Source organism: Sphingomonas sp. 1F27F7B (assembly GCF_005503355.1).
Lineage (GTDB): Bacteria > Pseudomonadota > Alphaproteobacteria > Sphingomonadales > Sphingomonadaceae > Sphingomonas.
Map to the genome: position 1 here is coordinate 48735 of NZ_SCMK01000026.1, position 18591 is coordinate 67325.

Genomic DNA, 18591 nt, shown 5'->3' on the forward strand with positions numbered 1-18591 from the left:
CTTCCTCTTTCGCGAAGCCGGCAGCCTTATCCGCAAGCGTGCCGGGAGAGCCGATTTGGCAACATCACCAGAACCCCAGGCCAAGCCGAGCCTGCGCATCGCCGCCATGGCATCCGCCGGCGCCGCGATCGAATGGTACGACTTCTTCATCTACGGCACTGCCGCGGCACTGGTCTTCCCCAAGCTGTTCTTCCCGGCGGACCTGCCGCCCTTCGTCGCCCAGATCGCGGCCTTCTCCACCTTCGCGGTCGGGTTCGTCGCTCGCCCGATCGGCGGGATGGTCTTCGGACATTTCGGTGATCTCTACGGCCGCAAGCGCGCGCTTGTCGCCGCGATGTTCATCATGGGACTGGCGACCACGCTGATCGGCCTGCTTCCCGGCTACGCGACCTGGGGCGTGGCTGCACCGCTGCTGCTGGTGGTGCTGCGCTTCGTTCAGGGGCTTGCGGTGGGCGGCCAATGGGGAGGCGCGGCGCTGATGGCGATCGAGAATGCGCCGGCGCATCGCCACGGCTTCTACAGCAGCTTCGTCCAGGTCGGTGTGCCGCTGGGGGTGGTGCTCGCCAACACGGTGTTCCTGATCGCCAGCACGCTGATCGAACCCGCCAGCTTCGCCGCCTGGGGCTGGCGGATCGGCTTCCTGCTCAGCGTGTCGCTGATCTTCGTCGGAATCGCCATGCACCACATGGTTACCGAGCCCGAAGCGGTCGCGCAGCAGCAAGAGACGCCTGTTTCGCCGCTCTGGACGGTGCTGCGTGAGCACGGCCTCACCGTGCTGATCGCTGGCGGCGCCTTCATCGCCAACAATGTCTGCTTCTACATCGCGATCACCTATGCGGTGGCCTATGGCACCGCCACGATCGGCATCCCGCGCGAGACGATGCTGCTCGCGGTGATGGTCGGCAGCCTGGTGATGATCCCTGCCCTTATCGTCTGCGGTGCGCTTTCCGATCGTTTCGGGCGCAAGGGTATCTTCGTGCTGGGCGCCTTGCTCTCGGGCATCTGGGCCTTTGCCGTCTTCCCGCTGATCGAGAGCGGCTCGCCGCTGGCGATCGTGCTCGGAATCACCATTGCACTGGCCTTCGTCAGCATGATGTACGGTCCCCAGGCCGCGCTGTTCGCCGAGCTTTTCCCTAGGGAAGTGCGCTATTCGGGCGCCTCGCTCGGCTATCAGATCGGCACGGTGGCGGGTGGCGGCTTCGCGCCGATCATCGCCACGGCATTACTCGCGCGCTACGGGACGAGCATGCCGATATCGATCTATCTGGCCGCGACTTGCGCGATCTCGCTGGTCTGCGTGCTGTTGCTGGGAAGGAAGCGGAATGCTCGGATCTAGCCGACGGGGGTTCCTTGCCGGGAGCGCGGCGTTGCCGGCGACCACGGCGCTGGCCAGGGTGCCGGAGGATCTTGCCGCGCGGGTCGCCGGCGATCTCGATCGCTATATCGGCTTCGGCAGCAAACAGGCCGGTGGGGTGGGGGACCGGGCGTGCGGCGCATGGCTGACCGGTGAGCTGGAGGGGCTGGGCTTCAAGGTGGAGCAGCAACCGGTCTCGGTGCCCTATTTCGTGCCGGAGCGCTGCGAATTGTCATGCGGCACGACCAGGGCCAATGTCTGGCCGCAGCCGATCGTGGTGCCGACCGGATCACAGGGCGCCAGCGGACCGCTGGTGCGGATCGACGGGACGGGGCGCCCCGCCGGATCGCTCGCGGGTGCGGTGGCGCTGCTCGACCTGCCCTTTGCCCGCTATTCCACCGCCATCGCCAAGCCGGTGCGCGTGCCGATCGAGGCAGCATTCGCGGCTGGCGCGGTAGCGGTGGTGGTGATCACCAACGGCCCGACCGGCAAGGTGATCGCGCTCAACGCCGATGGTCGCAAGCCGATGTTCGCCGGGCCGGTCGCGCTGCTCGCGCCGTCCGATGCCGGGCCGTTCCTGGCCGCGGCGATCCGCGGGGACAAGGCGACTCTGGTTCTCACCGGCGAGGGCGGCCGCCGTCCCGCCGACAACTTCATCGGCAGGCTTGATCGGGGCCGGAAGAGCTGGGTCGCCGTCTCCACGCCGCGATCCGGCTGGTATGGCTGTGCCGGCGAGCGGGGTGGGGGCGTGGCCGCCTGGCTCTGGCTGGCGCGCTGGGCGAGCAAGGCGGTGACCGGCCACAACCTCGCCTTCATCTGCAACAGCGGGCACGAATATGAGAATCTCGGCGCGGCCGAAGCACTGAAGGCGACCGCGCCAAGGCCCGAGGACACGCATTTTTGGCTGCATCTCGGGGCCAATGTCGCCGCGCAGGACTGGCACGACCTCACTGGCCAGGTGCTGCCGGGCATCGACACCCAGCGCTATCTCTCGGTCACCCCGGGGCTGCTGCCGCTCGCGCGCGCGATCTTTGCTGGCCATGTCGGGCTGGAGGCACCCTATTCCAGCGAGACGATCTCGGCCGGCGAGCAGATCGAGATCCTGGCTGCGGGCTATCGCAACGTTGCGGCGGTATTCGGCATCCATCGCCATCACCACGTCGTCGATGATGACCGGCGTTGTGTGTCGGCTGCGAATGTTGCCAAGACCGCGCATGGATTTCAGCGCCTTCTGGAACGCGCTGCAGCGCTCGATCCTCGCTAGGCGTCGTGGACAAAGGTTGATGGCCTGACTCAACCTTGATTCTAGGCTGGCCCTTGGAGGCCAGCTTGGGCGAGCGGATCGAGTTGTCGGATGATGCGCGGGCGCTGATCGAGCCGCTGTCGCCGTCCGAGCGTAGGCATGGTTGCCGACCCGCACGTGACAATCGCCAATTCAACAAGATTATCGACAGAAGGCCGGGCATGCCCACCCAGTGCAGGCACCCTCTTCCATTTTCGAGCGATGCTTTCGGAATACTCGGTCTGCGTATCCCGCGAACCTGGTCGACAGTAGAAGGGGAAATCGGAATGCACGTCAGCAAGGTGACAGCATCTCGAACGCTACGCCATTGCTGCTTATCCTCGGCAGGCCGCGTTGGCTGGAATGCGCCCTAGCCTCGGACATTCAGGCAACCCGCAGATTATCCCGAAAGCCGCCATCTGTTCGGGCTGCCGGTGAGCAGTGAACGGCCGATATCGCTGAGACGCTGTCGTAAGGATTTTGGCCAGCAAGCAGATTCGCGCGGTTTTGATACGCTACGACAACGTCGTGCCTCAGCCCGCCATTCGGTGTTGTGAACTGTTGTCAAAAAGTGGCCATTCACGTCGCGATGCAACTAGTGCTAAGCACCCGTTGCTCGGCTTAGCCGAGCGATTACACTGTGCCGGTTCCTCGCGAGGGGATTAAAATGGGAACGTGGTAAGGGGTCTCCCCAAGTCCACGGCTGTCCCTGCAACTGTAGGCGGCGAGCGAGGGTGCTGGGCGGACGTCATGCGATCCGCCAGCCACTGGGCGATAAGCCTGGGAAGGTGCGCCCGAAGCGATGACCCGTGAGCCAGGAGACCTGCCGGCGCGGGTCGCTGTTGCCAGGTCCAGGGGATGGCCGAGGCGCGGACTCTGTCCGAACGGCGAATGGGCGTGGGCGATGCTCGCTGCCTTGCGTCGTGCCTTCGTGCATGGCGCGATGCCGCTTGCCGTCAAGGGACAGGGATGACGATGTGACGTTCATGATAGAGTGGCCTGAGCGCGGCGATCCGCGCTCGGTTGCGATGGCAAGAGAGATCGCGCAGATGGTGCGCGTCGAGGCGCCAGCACCGGAGCGGCTACGGCTCGACTTCGGGCCGCCTCTCGGCCATTATCTGGGCCTATCGCTTCGGCGGGAGGAAGCGCGCAAGCGCGTATTCACAGCGCTTTGGGGTCTGTTTCGGCGCGAGTGGGCGAAGGCGGGCGACGTTCTTGAGATCGATACGGGCGGCCGTTTCGTCGAAGATCTGGTCGACCGCTGTGCGTTCGCGCTGCTTGAGCCTGCCACCAGACCCTTGACGCCCCGGCTCGTCTTGGCAGCGCTGCCAATCACCAAGCAAGAGCGAGTGCGCTGGACGAAGGACGGGCGCCTGGCGCAGTCCGGTGCGGTGACGATGAAGCGTGCGCAGCTGATTTCAGTGCCGACCTATGCGATCGACACCATCGCCGCGCTGGTCGCATCACCCGAGATCTTGTCGCGCTGGCGCGCGGAGGATGCTGCGAAACGGCTCAGTGCAGAGGCTGGTCACGCGACAGGATAGGGCACCGGCGCGGCGACATTTTCATCGATCGTCACCATGCGGCCGATTGGCGGGAATGCTCGTTGCGGGCAGGCCGGGCGCTCGCAGACCTTGCAGCCGGCGCCGATCGGCGTGGCGACGGTCGGATCGGTGATGTCGAGGCCGCGGGCATAGACCAGCTTGCCAGCATGGCGGATGTCGCAGCCCAAGCCGATTGCAAAGGTCTTGCCCGGGTCTCCAAACCGGTCGCCACTGCTTGTTACCGCCTTGGCAATCCAGAGATAGGTACGACCGTCCGGCATCTGGGCAATTTGACGCAGCACGCGATTGGGCTGGGCGAACGCTTCATAGACCTTCCAAAGGGGACAGCTGCCGCCAACTCGCGAGAAATGGAAGTCTGTGGCGGACTGGCGCTTGGAGATGTTGCCGGCGCGGTCGACGCGCACGAAGAAGAAGGGGACGCCACGGGCGCCGGGGCGCTGCAAGGTCGACAGGCGATGGCAGATCGTCTCGAAACCTACCCCGTAGCGTTGGCCGAGTCGCTCGATGTCGTAGTGCTCGGCCTCCGCATTGGCGAGGAATTCGCCATAGGGAAGGATCAGCGCGCCGGCGAAATAGTTGGCCAGGCCGATCCGGGCCAGGCGGCGGGCCTCCGCGTCCGCGAGGATCGCATTGTCGGTCAACCTGCCGATCGCTTCGTCCAAGTGGATGAAGGCGAGTTGAGTCGCCATCTGGAACGCCTGCTGGCCCGGCGTGAGCGATCCTGACAGGTGGAGTATCCTCGAGCTGCGGTCGAAGCGACGCTGCACCGAGGTTGCTTCGTCCAGCGCGATCTCGACGCCGTGCTTATGCTTGAGCCAGGCCGCGATGCCGGCGTGGATGGTGCGCGGTGTAAGCTGGGCGTCGCGGTAGATGCGCTCGGCTGCCTCGTCGAGTAACTCGACATGGTTGTGCCGCGCATAGAAGAAGTCGCGCACCTGCTCGAAAGGCGGTCGCGCCTTGCCACCGGTGATCCAGCTGTCGCCGAGCTCGGCCGCCATTGCGTCGCCGCGCTCCAGAGCGTCGCGATAGCGGCGGTGCAGTGCCACCAGCGTACGCCCGACGGCCGGCATGTTCGCGGCCAGCTCCCGCAATTCGGCTACGGATATGCTTTCGCCGCCATCGGCGATCGCGTCGCGCATGTCGGTGATCAGTCGAGCCTCTTCATCCTCCGAGAAAAGCTGGACGTCGATCCCGAACACCGCGTTGAGCTTGAGCAGGATCGCCACCGTGAGTGGTCGCTGGTTCTGTTCGAGCTGATTTAGGTAGCTGGGCGAGATGCCGAGAGCCTGGGCGAGTTCGACCTGCTTTAGGCCACGCTCCTCGCGCAACCGCCGAAGCCGCACACCCATATAAGCCTTGCGCATATCCGTCTCGTCTTCGCAAAATTCGCTAATTTGCAGAATCGCCTTCGCAGACCTTCACGCTTTCAGCCCTTCCAGCGGTGCATGGTTTGCGGATTATGCGAATATGCTCGCAAGCGCTCCTCCGCAAGGTGCAGACCTGCTTAGCCGCCTTCTGGACGCGGCGTCGGTGCATGCGCGCGCCGGGCTCGGCGTACCGGTGGTGCTGCTCCGATGCAGCGACATCGAGATTCGTGAGGAGATCGAAGGCCTTCGCTTCGAGACCTGGTGCGTGCGCAAGGACGAGGAAGGCCTCGCGATCGCGGTGACCGCCACGGCGCAGGACGAGGGCGGGCGCGAGTGCATGGTCGCCTCCGGCCGGTTCATCTTTTCAACATTTGCGGCTCCGAGCGCGTCGATCCTGACGCGGCTTGCTCGCCTGGATTCTTTGACGAAATGAATAGCGCATTCCGAACGCCGCTCGCAGGCGCCGACCTCGACTATTTCGATACCCGCGCTGCGATCGAGGCGCTCCGCCCGGGCGCCTATGACACGCTGCCCTATGTGTCGCGGGTGCTCGCCGAGCAGCTGGTGCGCCGCTGCGATCCCGCGATGCTCGACGATGCGCTGATCCAGATCGCCGACCGCAAGCGCGACATGGACTTCCCCTGGTATCCCGCCCGCGTCGTCTGCCACGACATTCTCGGCCAGACCGCGCTCATCGATCTCGCCGGCCTGCGCGACGCGATTGCCGATCAGGGCGGCGATCCCGCCAAGGTCAATCCGGTGGTGCCGACCCAGCTGATCGTCGATCACAGCCTGGCGGTGGAGCATGGCGGCTACGATCCGGCCGCATTCGAGAAGAACCGCGCGATCGAGGACCGGCGCAACGAAGACCGGTTCCACTTCATCGAATGGACCAAGAAGGCGTTCGACAATGTCGACGTGATCCCGGCGGGCAACGGCATCATGCACCAGATCAACCTGGAGAAGATGTCGCCGGTGATCCAGGTGCGGGGCGGCGTCGCCTTCCCGGACACCTGCGTCGGCACGGACAGCCACACGCCGCATGTCGATGCGCTCGGCGTGATCGCGGTCGGCGTCGGCGGGCTCGAGGCCGAGACAGTGATGCTCGGCCGCGCCTCGATGATGCGGCTGCCCGACATCGTCGGCGTCAGGCTCACCGGCCGCCGCCAGGAGGGGATCACCGCCACCGATATCGTGCTGGCACTGACCGAATTCCTGCGCACCGAGCGCGTGGTGGGCGCATGGCTGGAGTTCTTCGGCGAAGGTGCGGACAGCCTGACGATCGGCGACCGCGCGACCATCTCGAACATGTGCCCGGAGTACGGCGCCACCGCGGCGATGTTCTACATCGACCAGCAGACGATTGACTATCTGCTGCTCACCGGGCGCGAGGCCGATCAGGTCAAGCTGGTCGAGAACTATGCCAGGACCACAGGCCTATGGGCCGACGCACTCAAGACCGCGGAGTATGAGCGGGTGCTGGAGTTCGATCTGGGCACCGTGGTGCGCAACCTGGCCGGCCCGTCCAACCCGCATCGCCGCCTGCCGACCAGCGCTCTCAACGAACGCGGCGTCGCAGTCGACCTCGAAGGCGCGCTGGCCAAGGAGCGCGAGGGACTGATGCCCGACGGCGCGGTGATCATCGCGGCGATCACCAGCTGCACCAACACCTCGAACCCGCGCAATGTCGTCGCCGCCGGCCTGGTCGCGCGTAACGCCAACCGGCTCGGGTTGCTCCGCAAACCCTGGGTGAAGAGCTCGTTCGCGCCCGGCTCCAAGGTCGCGCGGCTCTATCTGGAGGAAGCGGGGCTCCTCGGCGAGCTGGAGCAATTGGGCTTTGGCATCGTCGCCTTCGCCTGCACCACTTGCAACGGCATGTCGGGCGCGCTCGATCCGGTGATCCAGCAGGAGATCGTGGATCGCGATCTCTACACCACCGCCGTGCTCTCGGGTAACCGCAACTTCGACGGGCGCATCCACCCGTACGCCAAGCAGGCCTTCCTCGCCTCGCCGCCGCTGGTCGTTGCCTATGCGATCGCGGGCACGATCCGCTTCGACATCGAGCGGGACGTGCTGGGCATCGCCCCCGACGGCAGCGAAGTGCGGCTGAAGGACCTGTGGCCGAGCGACGCGGAGATCGACGCGATCGTCGCCGCGCACGTGAAGCCCGAGCAGTTCCGCAACGTCTATGAGCCAATGTTCGGCCAGCGGCTGCACGGCGGCGAGAAGGTGAGCCCGCTCTACGACTGGCGGCCGATGTCGACCTATATCCGCCGTCCGCCCTATTGGGATAGGGAAGGGCTGGGCGCGCTCGCCGCAAGTCCGCGCACGCTCACCGGCATGCGACCGCTGGCAATCCTGCCGGATAACATCACGACCGATCATCTCTCGCCATCCAACGCCATCCTGCCGACTTCGGCGGCGGGCGAATATCTGACGAAGATGGGCGTGCCGGAGGAGGATTATAACAGCTACGCCACGCATCGCGGCGATCACCTGACCGCGATGCGCGCCACCTTCGCCAATCCGACGCTGATGAACGAGATGGCGGTTATCGACGGCGCGGTGCAGAAGGGCTCGCTTACCCGGCTGGAGCCGGACGGCCAGGTCGTGCGGATGTGGGAAGCGATCGAGACCTATCTCGGCCGCCGCCAGCCGCTGATCATCATCGCCGGCGCCGATTACGGCCAGGGCTCGTCGCGCGACTGGGCGGCCAAGGGCGTGCGCCTTGCCGGCGTCGAGGCGATCGTCGCCGAAGGCTTCGAGCGCATCCACCGCACCAACCTGATCGGCATGGGCGTGCTGCCGCTGGAGTTCCAGCATGGTGCGACGCGTCTCGGCCTCAAGCTCGACGGCACCGAGACCTATGACGTGGTCGGCCGGCGCCGCCCAGGCGCGACCTTGATGCTCCTCGTCCACCGCAAGGACGGCAGTACCGAGGAAGTGCCGGTCACCTGCCGCCTCGACACCGCCGAGGAAGTCTCGATCTACGAGGCGGGCGGCGTGCTCCAGCGCTTTGCCCAGGATTTCCTCGCCGGTCAGGCGGAGGCGGTGGCATGACCGGCCAGGTCCGCATCCCCGCCACCTATATGCGTGGCGGCACCAGCAAGGGCGTGTTCTTCAAGGCGGAGGACCTGCCCGAGGCCGCCCGCACGCCCGGCCGCGCGCGCGACCGGCTGTTCCAGCGCGTGATCGGCAGCCCCGATCCCTATGCCGCGCATATCGACGGCATGGGCGGGGCGACCTCCAGCACCAGCAAGTGTGTGATCATTGGCCCGGCGAGCGTGCCCGATCACGATGTCGACTATCTCTACGGCCAGGTCGCGATCGGCGAGAACCTGGTCGACTGGTCGAGCAATTGCGGCAACCTTTCCACCGCAGCGGGCGCCTTCGCGATCCAGGCCGGCTATGTCGATGCCAAAGCCAATGACGGGAGCCCCGACGGCATCCGCACCGTCCGCATCTGGCAGGCCAATATCGGCAAGACGATCGTCGCGCATGTGCCGGTGTCGGGCGGCGAGGTACTGGAGACCGGCGACTTCGAGCTGGACGGGGTGACCTTCCCCGCGGCCGAGATCGTGCTCGAGTTCGAGGATCCGGCGGACGGCGAAGGTGCAATGTTCCCGACCGGCAATCTGGTCGATACGCTCGACGGGCCTGACGGGCCGATCGAGGCGACGCTGATCAACGCCGGCATCCCTGCCGTATTCGTGAACGCCACGGACCTGGGCTACACCGGCGCAGAGTTGCGCGAGGCGCTCAATTCCGATCCCGCCGCGCTCGAGCGCTTCGAGGCACTGCGCACCGCAGGCGCCACCCGCATGGGCATCGCCAAGACCGGCCGAGCCCCTGCTATCGCCTTCGTCGCGCCGCCGGCCGACCATGTGACCTCGTCGGGCAAGCAAGTGGCGGCCGGCGAGATCGACCTGCTCGCCCGCGCTTTGTCGATGGGCAAGCTCCACCACGCGATGATGGGCACCGCTTCGGTCGCGATCGCGGCGGCGGCGGCGGTCCCCGGTACCCTGGTCAACCTGGCCGCAGGCGGTGGCGCGCGGAACGCGGTCCGCTTCGGCCATCCCTCGGGCTCGCTGCGCGTCGGCGCCGAGGCCCGGCAGGTCGACGGGCGATGGACCGTCACCAAGGCAATCATGAGCCGCAGCGCACGCATCCTGATGGAAGGCTGGGTGCGCGTGCCGGCCGACAGTTTCTGAGAGAGGATCCGATGAACGACGTTCCTGCCTTCAAGCCGAAGAAGTCGGTCGCGCTTTCGGGCGTCACCGCCGGCAACACCGCGCTGTGCACCGTCGGCCGTACCGGCAACGACCTGCATTATCGCGGCTATGACATTCTCGATTTCGCCGAGACCAGCGAGTTCGAGGAGATCGCGCACCTGCTCGTCCATGGCAGCCCGCCGACCGCGACGCAGCTGATCGCGTACAAGAAGAAGCTGCGCAAGCTGCGCGGGTTGCCGCGTTCGGTGAAGGAAACGCTGGAGGCGATTCCCGCCGCCGCGCATCCGATGGACGTGATGCGCTCGGGCGTCTCGGCGCTGGGCTGCGTGCTGCCCGAGGCGCACGATCACAACCTGCCCGACGCGCGCGATATCGCCGACCGGCTGATGGCCTCGCTCGGCTCGATCCTGCTCTACTGGTACCATTTCGCGCATCACGGCCGCCGGATCGAAGTCGAGACCGACGACGACAGCATCGGCGGGCACTTCCTCCATCTGCTGCACGGCACGCCTCCGTCGGAGAGCTTCGTGCGCGCAATGCACACCTCGCTGATCCTCTATGCCGAGCATGAGTTCAACGCCTCGACCTTCACCGCCCGTGTGATCGCGGGCACGGGCTCGGACATGTATTCGGCGATCGCCGGCGCGATCGGCGCCCTGCGCGGACCCAAGCATGGCGGCGCCAACGAAGTCGCCTATGAGATCCAGAAGCGCTATTCGAGCGCGGACCAGGCCGAGTTCGACATCCGCCGCCGGATCGAGGCCAAGGAAGTCATCATCGGCTTCGGCCATCCGGTCTATACCGTCTCCGATCCGCGCAACGTGGTTATCAAGCGCGTCGCCAAGAGCCTCGCCGACGAAGCCGGCGCGCAGCGCCAGTTCTCGGTCGCCGAGCGGATCGAGAGCGTGATGTGGGACGCGAAGAAGATGTTCCCCAACCTCGACTGGTTCTCGGCGGTCTCGTACAATCTGATGGGCGTGCCGACCGCGATGTTCACGCCGCTCTTCGTCATATCGCGCACCTCGGGCTGGGCAGCCCATGTCATCGAGCAGCGCGAGGACAACAAGATCATTCGCCCCTCGGCCCATTATACCGGCCCCGAGGACCTGACCTGGGTGCCGCTCGCCGAGCGCGGCGAAGACGTAGCCGCCTGATTGGGCCGCCTGAAGGAGTATCGATTTTGCCGTATCTCGTAGCCGACGACCTGCCGACCGAATCTGCCGGCACCCGCTTCCGCGCCGCGCTTGCTCGCCCGGGCATCTACCAGCTGCCGGGCGCGCATAATGGTCAGGCTGCCATCCAGGCGCGCAATGCGGGCTTTGATGGCCTGTACCTCTCCGGCGCGGCGATGACGGCGAGCATGGGCCTGCCCGATCTTGGCATCATCACCGTGGACGAGGTGGCGTTCTTCATTCGCCAGATCGCCCGTTCCTCGGGGCTTCCGCTGCTCGTCGATGGCGACACAGGCTATGGCGAGGTGCTGAACGTCATGCACATGGTCCGCACCTTCGAGGATGCGGGCGCAGGCGCGGTGCATCTGGAAGACCAGATCCTGCCCAAGAAGTGCGGGCACCTGAACGGCAAGAACCTGGTCCCCGCGATCGACATGGCGGCCAAGGTCGCTGCGGCCAAGAAGGCGAGCCGCGACATCGTCATTATGGCCCGTACCGATGCGGCCGGCGTCGAGGGCTTTGACGCCGCGGTCGAGCGCGCCAGGATGTATGTCGATGCCGGCGCCGACGCGATCTTCCCGGAGGCGCTGAACACGCGCGAGATGTTCGAAAAGTTCGCCGCCGCGATGCCGGGGGTGCCGCTGCTCGCCAACATGACCGAGTTCGGCAAGACGCCCTTCTATACCGCGAAGGAATTCGAGGAGATGGGCTACAAAATGGTGATCTGGCCGGTTTCGTCGCTGCGCGCCGCCAACAAGGCGCAGGCCGAACTCTATGCGTCGATCAAGGCCAATGGCGGCACCCACAAGATGGTCGATCGCATGCAGACCCGTCAGGAGCTGTACGACGTAATCGGCCTGCACGATTTCGAGGAGCTCGACGCCTCGATCATCAAGACGATCGTGCCCCAGGGCATGCCGCAGACCTGAACAGACTACCGCTTGCGGTGGCTACGGGGCGCGGGGACTGGGGAGTCCTCGCGGCCCGTTGTATATCTGGAAATGACATGACGACCGAAATCGGCCGCCCGATCCTGACGCCGCCCGACGGGCGCAAGAAGGTGCTTCTGCATTCGTGCTGCGCGCCCTGCTCAGGCGAGGTGATGGAAGCGATGACCGCCAGTGGCATCGACTACACGATCTTCTTCTACAATCCGAACATCCATCCCAAGGAGGAATATATCCTCCGCAAGGAGGAGAATATCCGCTTCGCCGAGGCGCACGGGGTGCCGTTCGTCGATGCCGACTATGACACGGTTAATTGGTTCAAACGCGCCAAGGGCATGGAATGGGAGCCTGAGCGCGGCATCCGCTGCACCATGTGCTTCGATATGCGCTTCGAGCGAACCGCGCTCTACGCGCACGAGCATGGCTTCCCGGTGATCACCTCGTCGCTCGGCATTTCGCGTTGGAAGGACATGAACCAAATCAACGGTTCCGGCGAGCGCGCGGCATCGCACTATCCTGACATGGCGTACTGGACGTTCAACTGGCGCAAGGGCGGCGGCGCCAGCCGGATGATCGAGATTTCGAAGCGCGAGCGTTTCTACCAGCAGGAATATTGCGGCTGCGTCTATTCGCTGCGCGACACCAACGCCCATCGCGTGTCGCAGGGCAGAGAGGAGATTCGCCTCGGCGAGCTGTTCTACGGCGACGAAACATGAAATAACGACATAAAGATATCTTTATATCATCATTGACAGGACACCCTCGATGGTGTTGAAGCGGCTCGTCGAGGTTCCCCGCCTCAGGCATGACGGCGGGGCTAAGACGGGAAGCCGGTGGTGTCCTTTCGGACAGAATCCGGCGCTGCCCCCGCAACTGTAAGCGGCGAGCGGCGGACCCATTTCGTGTCACTGGCGCCTCGCCCAAGAAATTGGGAGGCGGCGCCGGGAAGGCCGGGGCCGACGTGATGACCCGTTAGCCAGGAGACCTGCCTCCGACGCGATAACGTTCCTCGGACGGGGGTTCCTCCGGTGGATCGCGCCAGACGCACGATGGCGTCGCGTGTCCGCTGCCCTTTGGCTGACCGCGTCCTGCCGTGTCGCTTCTCGCGCGCTCTTCCTTCGACCCTCCCGTCCCGCAACAGCAGGTGGTCGGTCATGAGTAAGAGCGCTTTCACATTCTCGATAAAGAGCATCGCCTTCGACGAGGATTATCGTCCCGCCGACAACACGCGGATCACGACCAACTTCGCCAATCTGGCGCGAGGAGAAAGCCGCCAAGAGAATCTGCGCAACACGCTGCGGATGATCGACAATCGCTTCAATTCCCTGGCGCATTGGGACAACCCCAAGGGCGATCGCTATTCGGTCGAGCTCAAGATTATCACCGCCGAGATGAGCATGGCATCAGAGGGGAGCGACGAGGTCTTCCCCCTGATCGAGATCCTTCAGACGACGATCGTCGACAAGAAGACCGGCGAGCGTATCGACGGGATGGTCGGGAACAACTTCTCGTCCTATGTCCGCGACTACGACTTCAGCGTCGTGCTGCCGGAGCATATGAAGAACCATCCCAATTCCGGGGCGCCGCAGGATTTCGGCGACCTGCACGGCAACCTGTTCAAGCACTTCCTGAACTCGAGCGCCTATCGGGACAATTTCGGCAAGCCGCCGGTCATCTGCCTCAGCGTGTCGAGCAGCAAGACCTATCATCGCACCACGAACGAACACCCTGTGCTGGGCGTCGAATATCGCAACGATGAGTTCTCCGCGACCGACGAGTATTTCGCCAAGATGGGCATGAAGGTGCGCTACTTCATGCCGCCGAACAGCGTTGCGCCCTATGCTTTCTATCATATCGGCGACCTGCTCGGCGACTATACCAGCCTCGAGCTGGTCAGCACCATCAGCGTGATGGAGACGTTCCAGAAGATCTATCGCCCGGAAATCTACAACGCCAATTCCGCGGCGGCGGAACTCTATCAGCCCAGCCTCAAGTACCAGGACTATTCGCTGACCCGCATCGTCTACGATCGCGAGGAGCGCAGCCGGCTGGCCGTCGAGCAGGGCAGGTTCGCCGAGGAGCGCTTCATCAAGCCCTATCAGGCCGTGCTCGCACAATGGTCCGCCAGCTTCGCCGCCTGATCCCCCGACAAAATACAAGGTTACCCATCATGACGACATTGTTGCCCACCTCGACTGCCGGCAGCCTGCCCAAGCCTTCCTGGCTCGCGGAGCCGGAGAAGCTCTGGTCGCCTTGGAAACTGGAAGGCGAAGAGCTGGTCGCGGGCAAGCAGGATGCCTTGCGCCTGGCCGTGGAGGATCAGCGGCAGGCGGGCATCACCATCGTCGGCGACGGCGAGCAGACCCGCCAGCATTTCGTCACGACGTTCATCGAGCACCTGAGCGGCGTCGATTTCGAGAAGCGCGAGACCGTCCGGATCCGCAACCGCTACGACGCCAGCGTGCCGACGGTCGTCGGCGCCGTCTCTCGTCCGAATCCCGTCTTCGTCGAGGACGCGAAGTTCCTGCGTGCGCAGACCGATCAGCCGATCAAGTGGACGCTGCCGGGCCCGATGACGATGATCGATACGCTCTACGATGCCCACTATCGGAGCCGCGAGAAGCTGGCCTGGGAATTCGCGCAGATCCTCAATCAGGAAGCCAGGGAGCTGGAGGCCGCGGGCGTCGACATCATCCAGTTCGACGAGCCGGCCTTCAATGTCTTCTTCGACGAGGCGAACGATTGGGGCATCGCCACCCTGGAGAGGGCGGCTGAAGGGCTGAAGTGCGAGACCGCCGTCCACATCTGCTACGGCTATGGCATCAAGGCCAATACCGACTGGAAGAAGACCCTGGGGTCGGAATGGCGCCAGTATGAGGAAACCTTCCCCAACCTGCAAAAGTCCAAAATCGATATCATCTCGCTGGAATGCCATCACTCCCACGTCCCGATGGACCTGATCGAGCTCATTCGGGGGAAGAAGGTCATGGTGGGCGCCATCGACGTGGCATCCGACACCGTCGAGACCCCCGAGGAAGTCGCCGACACACTGCGCAAGGCGCTGCAGTTCGTGGATGCCGACAAGCTCTATCCTTCCACCAACTGCGGGATGGCGCCCTTGTCGCGCCATGTCGCGCGGGGCAAGCTGGACGCGCTGGGTGCAGGCGCGGCAATCGTTCGCAAGGCGCTCTCGGCCTGACAGGCTGCTGGACATGTCGCGCGCATTCGGTGACCAGCCCGAGCGCGCGACCTTTCCGGTCTAGCCGTGTGCCCAACTTCTGGAGCCCTTGATGAATGCTCTTCTGCGCCGGCTGCGGCTGGATCCCTATATCCTTGCGATCATGGCCATGGTGGCCGTGGCGGCCATCCTTCCCGCGAAGGGGGTAGGGAAGGACGTGCTCGATCAGGTGGTGCATGCCGCCATCGCGATCCTCTTCTTCCTATATGGTGCCCGGATTTCCCCGAAGGCGATCTGGACCGGCATCACGCACTGGCGACTGCAGGGCCTGGTGTTCGTCACGACATTCGCCGTGTTCCCGCTGGTCGGCTTCGCGGTGCTGAAGCTGACCGGCGGCTATCTCGACAGCGGCCTGGCCACGGGCTTGATGTTCCTGTGCCTGCTGCCCTCGACGGTGCAGTCGTCGATCGCCTTCACCTCGATCGCACGCGGCAACGTCCCGGCCGCGCTCTGCAGCGCCTCGGTCTCGAACCTGGCGGGCGTGGTGATCACGCCTTTGCTCGCGACGATGTTGCTGAGCGCCAATTCCGGCGGGATGTCGCTGGACTCGGTGCGGGATATAGCCGTGCAGATCCTGCTGCCCTTTGTCGTCGGCCAAGGCGCCAGGCCGCTCATCGGGAACTGGCTGAGCCGTCAGAAGACGCTGACGATGGTCTTCGATCGCGGATCGATTCTGCTCGTCGTCTACTCGGCATTCAGCGCAGGCGTCGTCGCAGGGATCTGGAGCAAGGTCACCCCGCAGAGCCTTGCGCTGGTCATAGTGCTGGATCTCGTGATCCTGGGCATCGTGCTGGTGTTCACCACTGCGGTCAGTCGCCTCCTGCGCTTCACCGTCGAGGACGAGATCGCCATCGTGTTCTGCGGCTCGAAGAAGAGCATGGCGAGCGGCCTGCCGATGGCGAACATCATCTTCTCAGCGAGTTCGGTCGGCTTGATCGTCCTCCCGCTCATGCTCTTTCACCAGATGCAGCTGATGGTCTGCGCGGCGCTGGCCCGGCGGTACGCCCAGCGGCCGGAAGAGGCTGCGCCGCTGGTCACGGCTCCGGCGTGACCCGCAAAATGCCGGGCCGGTCGAACCCGGCAGTCGAGGATTCAAGCACATGAACATTTTGAGCACCATCAGCGAGGATGCCGAGCTGCGCCGTCTCTTCGGCCGCTTCCCGACCGGCGTCACCGCTCTGTGCGCCCTCGACCAGGGCAAGCCCGTGGGCATGACCGCAAGCGCCTTCGTGGCAATCTCGCTTAACCCGCCGCTGGTGTCGGTGTGTATCAAGCGTGGCTCCGGAACCTGGCGGCAGCTGCGGACCTGCGAGCGCGTCGGAATCTCCTTCCTCAGCAACGGCCATGCCGCCACCGCGCGCCAGCTTGCCCAGTGGAGCGACGACCGCTTCCGCGGGCTGGAATATGAAGCAACGCCCGACGGCGCCGTCTTTCTCGCGAACGCGGCGGCTTGGCTCGAATGCTCGGTCGAGCAGGAAATCGCCGCGGGCGATCACGACATCGTCCTGTTCCGTCTCCACCAGGCCGCGGCCGCCGACGAGGTCATGCCGCTGGTCTTCCACTCCAGCGATTTTCACACCCTGGCGCCCCTGGTCCAGCTGGCGCACCCCGGAGAAGGCTGAATGCCGCAATCCTATACGCTGGTCGTCAACTGCCCGGACCGACCGGGCATCGTTTACAATGTCAGCCGGATCATTTTCGAGCATGGCGGCAACATCCTGGAGTCGCGCCAGTTCGAGGATAGCGAGACAGGGCGTTTCTTCCTGCGCATCGTCTTCGAGAGTAACAGCGAACGTTCCGTGATGGCGGACGCCGTCGCCCAGCTCGCCGACGCGTTCGACATGGACTGGAAGCTGGTGCGAACCGATCAGCCGGTCAAAGTGCTGATCCTGGTGTCCAGGTTTGACCATTGCCTGGCCTATCTCCTCTACAAGGTGCGGATGGGGGAGATGCCGATCGAGATCGTCGGCATCGCATCCAACCATCCGGCCTCCGCGCTCACCGCGAGCGACATCCGGGACATTCCCTTTCATCACCTGCCCATCACCCCAGATACCCGCGGCGAGCAGGAGGCACGCATCAAGGCGCTGGTCGAGGAGAGCGGTGCGGAACTGGTGATCCTGGCCCGCTACATGCAGATTCTATCGGATGATCTCGCCGCCCATCTGTCCGGGCGCTGCATCAACATCCATCACAGCTTCCTGCCGAGTTTCAAGGGAGCGAAGCCCTATCATCAGGCCTATGCGCACGGCGTAAAGATGATCGGGGCCACGGCGCATTATGTCACTGCGGAGCTGGATGAAGGGCCGATCATCCATCAGGCGGTCGAGAGCGTAACCCATGAGGACACGCCCGAGGATCTGGTCCGCAAGGGGCGAGAGATCGAAAATCATGTCCTTGGTCATGCGGTCGGCTGGCATGTGACGCACCGGGTGGCGATGAACGGGCGGAAGACGGTCGTATTCCGGAGCTAGCGACGAACAGCGGTTATTGGGGGAATCTGATCTTCGCCACCGGAAACCGCGGAGCGGCGACCGGCCGAGTTTGTTGACTATCCTGCCTATCGATTAGCGGCCTATGCTAGGTAGTTGCGGCGACGGGCAAAGGGCATGGCGGGCTAGCGGTCTTAGCGCCGGCTTATCTGGCAACGGCGGATATCGGACATTCCGTCCCGAAAACCGCCGGTCAGCAACCGGTCCAATAGTTGTCAGGTGGCGTTGGATGCTGGCCGCGAAGGCGCAATTCCCGCCTGCTACCGGGCCTCAAGCAACCGGCTGAGATAAAAGGGATTTTTGCGCACTCTATTTCTGAGGCAGTGTTATCCGCGAAATTACGATTTTGAGGCACTGTTAGGCGAGTACGGCGCGCAGACGGAAAACTGCCTCTCGCAGTTTTCTGCCATTTTCTTGAGGCGCTCTTATCCGGTCCCAACATGACTTGTTGAGCACGGATAAAAGTGCCTCATCCGTGAAATAAGACTGCCTCAACGCAGGCCATGCGAGGGCGCTGATCGGCAGCTATGCGCCCCATCTCAGCCGTTCAGTCTGGTTCGGCGCAATCCCGAACCCGCCGTTCGTTCGCCCAGTCCGAGCGCCGGCCTAACGGCCGAAATTGGGACTTTTCCGTCATTCCCTGCGACATTTGCGAATGGCGGCTTCCGGCACAACCCGCCTCTGCGCACGCTGTCTGGATCGGCGGACGTCTGCACGGCGCTATAGCCAGCGTTTTAGAGATTCTTAGAGCGTGCGCCGTATAGCCGTCGTGCAAAATGCACGCTCAAGGGGCGAGTCAGTGAGGCGGGCAAACCGAATGACGTGCGCCCTGACGTGCGCCCCTGATTGTTACCACTCAGAGGTAGAGTCCGGCTCCTTCATGATGGTTGGTTGATGGGATGGCAACGTGCCTGGGGGCATGCCCCCAGGCACGTTGGCCGG

The 18591-nt window shown here is 64.4% G+C and carries 15 protein-coding genes and 2 riboswitches; of the genes, 14 read left to right on the top strand and 1 reads right to left on the bottom strand.

Going from position 1 to position 18591, the window contains the following annotated elements:
- Positions 1–55: 55 nt before the first annotated feature.
- The 3 genes from FFS08_RS19675 to FFS08_RS19685 all read left to right on the top strand — a co-directional run bounded on the left by FFS08_RS19675 (position 56) and on the right by FFS08_RS19685 (position 4180).
- The gene (locus FFS08_RS19675) at positions 56–1336 is read left to right on the top strand and encodes an MFS transporter (RefSeq protein WP_212742049.1); all 1281 of its coding nucleotides are present in this window, start codon (positions 56–58) and stop codon (positions 1334–1336) included.
- Positions 1337–1367: 31 nt separating this feature from the next.
- Positions 1368–2618, top strand: a complete 1251-nt coding sequence (locus FFS08_RS19680; RefSeq protein ID WP_249341238.1) for a hypothetical protein — start codon at positions 1368–1370, stop codon at positions 2616–2618.
- Positions 2619–3263: 645 nt separating this feature from the next.
- Positions 3264–3481, top strand: a riboswitch (cobalamin riboswitch).
- A gap of 132 nt (positions 3482–3613) precedes the next feature.
- Positions 3614–4180: a hypothetical protein gene (locus FFS08_RS19685; RefSeq protein ID WP_137864252.1), complete on the top strand. Its 567-nt coding sequence runs from the start codon at positions 3614–3616 to the stop codon at positions 4178–4180.
- Here the strand turns inward: FFS08_RS19685 and FFS08_RS19690 are convergent.
- Positions 4165–5565: a short-chain fatty acyl-CoA regulator family protein gene (locus FFS08_RS19690; RefSeq protein ID WP_137864253.1), complete on the bottom strand. Its 1401-nt coding sequence runs from the start codon at positions 5563–5565 to the stop codon at positions 4165–4167. The genes FFS08_RS19685 and FFS08_RS19690 overlap by 16 nt on opposite strands.
- Before the next feature lie 103 nt (positions 5566–5668).
- On the opposite strand from FFS08_RS19690, the gene FFS08_RS19695 reads away from it, so the two are divergent.
- The 11 genes from FFS08_RS19695 to purU all read left to right on the top strand — a co-directional run bounded on the left by FFS08_RS19695 (position 5669) and on the right by purU (position 17631).
- Positions 5669–6001, top strand: coding sequence for a hypothetical protein (locus FFS08_RS19695; protein WP_137864254.1), 333 nt, complete (start codon positions 5669–5671; stop codon positions 5999–6001).
- Positions 5998–8628 carry a Fe/S-dependent 2-methylisocitrate dehydratase AcnD gene (acnD, locus tag FFS08_RS19700; protein ID WP_137864255.1) on the top strand — a complete coding sequence of 877 codons (2631 nt, stop codon included), beginning with the start codon at positions 5998–6000 and terminating at the stop codon, positions 8626–8628. Before FFS08_RS19695 ends, acnD begins: the two co-directional genes overlap by 4 nt.
- The gene (gene prpF, locus FFS08_RS19705) at positions 8625–9779 is read left to right on the top strand and encodes a 2-methylaconitate cis-trans isomerase PrpF (protein WP_137864256.1); all 1155 of its coding nucleotides are present in this window, start codon (positions 8625–8627) and stop codon (positions 9777–9779) included. Before acnD ends, prpF begins: the two co-directional genes overlap by 4 nt.
- Positions 9780–9790: 11 nt before the next feature.
- Positions 9791–10954, top strand: a complete 1164-nt coding sequence (gene prpC, locus FFS08_RS19710) for a bifunctional 2-methylcitrate synthase/citrate synthase (RefSeq protein WP_137864257.1) — start codon at positions 9791–9793, stop codon at positions 10952–10954.
- Positions 10955–10980: 26 nt separating this feature from the next.
- Entirely contained in the window at positions 10981–11901 is a 921-nt protein-coding gene (gene prpB, locus FFS08_RS19715) for a methylisocitrate lyase (RefSeq protein WP_137864258.1), read from the top strand.
- A gap of 77 nt (positions 11902–11978) precedes the next feature.
- Positions 11979–12635, top strand: a complete 657-nt coding sequence (locus tag FFS08_RS19720) for an epoxyqueuosine reductase QueH (RefSeq protein WP_137864259.1) — start codon at positions 11979–11981, stop codon at positions 12633–12635.
- Between the two features lie 55 nt (positions 12636–12690).
- Positions 12691–12926: riboswitch (cobalamin riboswitch) on the top strand.
- A 147-nt stretch (positions 12927–13073) separates the two neighbouring features.
- Positions 13074–14060, top strand: a complete 987-nt coding sequence (locus tag FFS08_RS19725) for a DUF1852 domain-containing protein (RefSeq protein WP_137864260.1) — start codon at positions 13074–13076, stop codon at positions 14058–14060.
- Positions 14061–14089: 29 nt separating this feature from the next.
- Positions 14090–15118: a methionine synthase gene (locus FFS08_RS19730; RefSeq protein WP_137864261.1), complete on the top strand. Its 1029-nt coding sequence runs from the start codon at positions 14090–14092 to the stop codon at positions 15116–15118.
- Between the two features lie 91 nt (positions 15119–15209).
- Positions 15210–16208 (top strand): bile acid:sodium symporter family protein, encoded by a 999-nt coding sequence (locus tag FFS08_RS19735; protein ID WP_137864262.1) that lies wholly within the window; start codon positions 15210–15212, stop codon positions 16206–16208.
- 49 nt (positions 16209–16257) lie between these two features.
- Entirely contained in the window at positions 16258–16779 is a 522-nt protein-coding gene (locus FFS08_RS19740) for a flavin reductase family protein (protein WP_137864263.1), read from the top strand.
- Entirely contained in the window at positions 16780–17631 is an 852-nt protein-coding gene (gene purU / locus FFS08_RS19745; RefSeq protein ID WP_137864264.1) for a formyltetrahydrofolate deformylase, read from the top strand.
- Positions 17632–18591 lie beyond the last annotated feature (960 nt).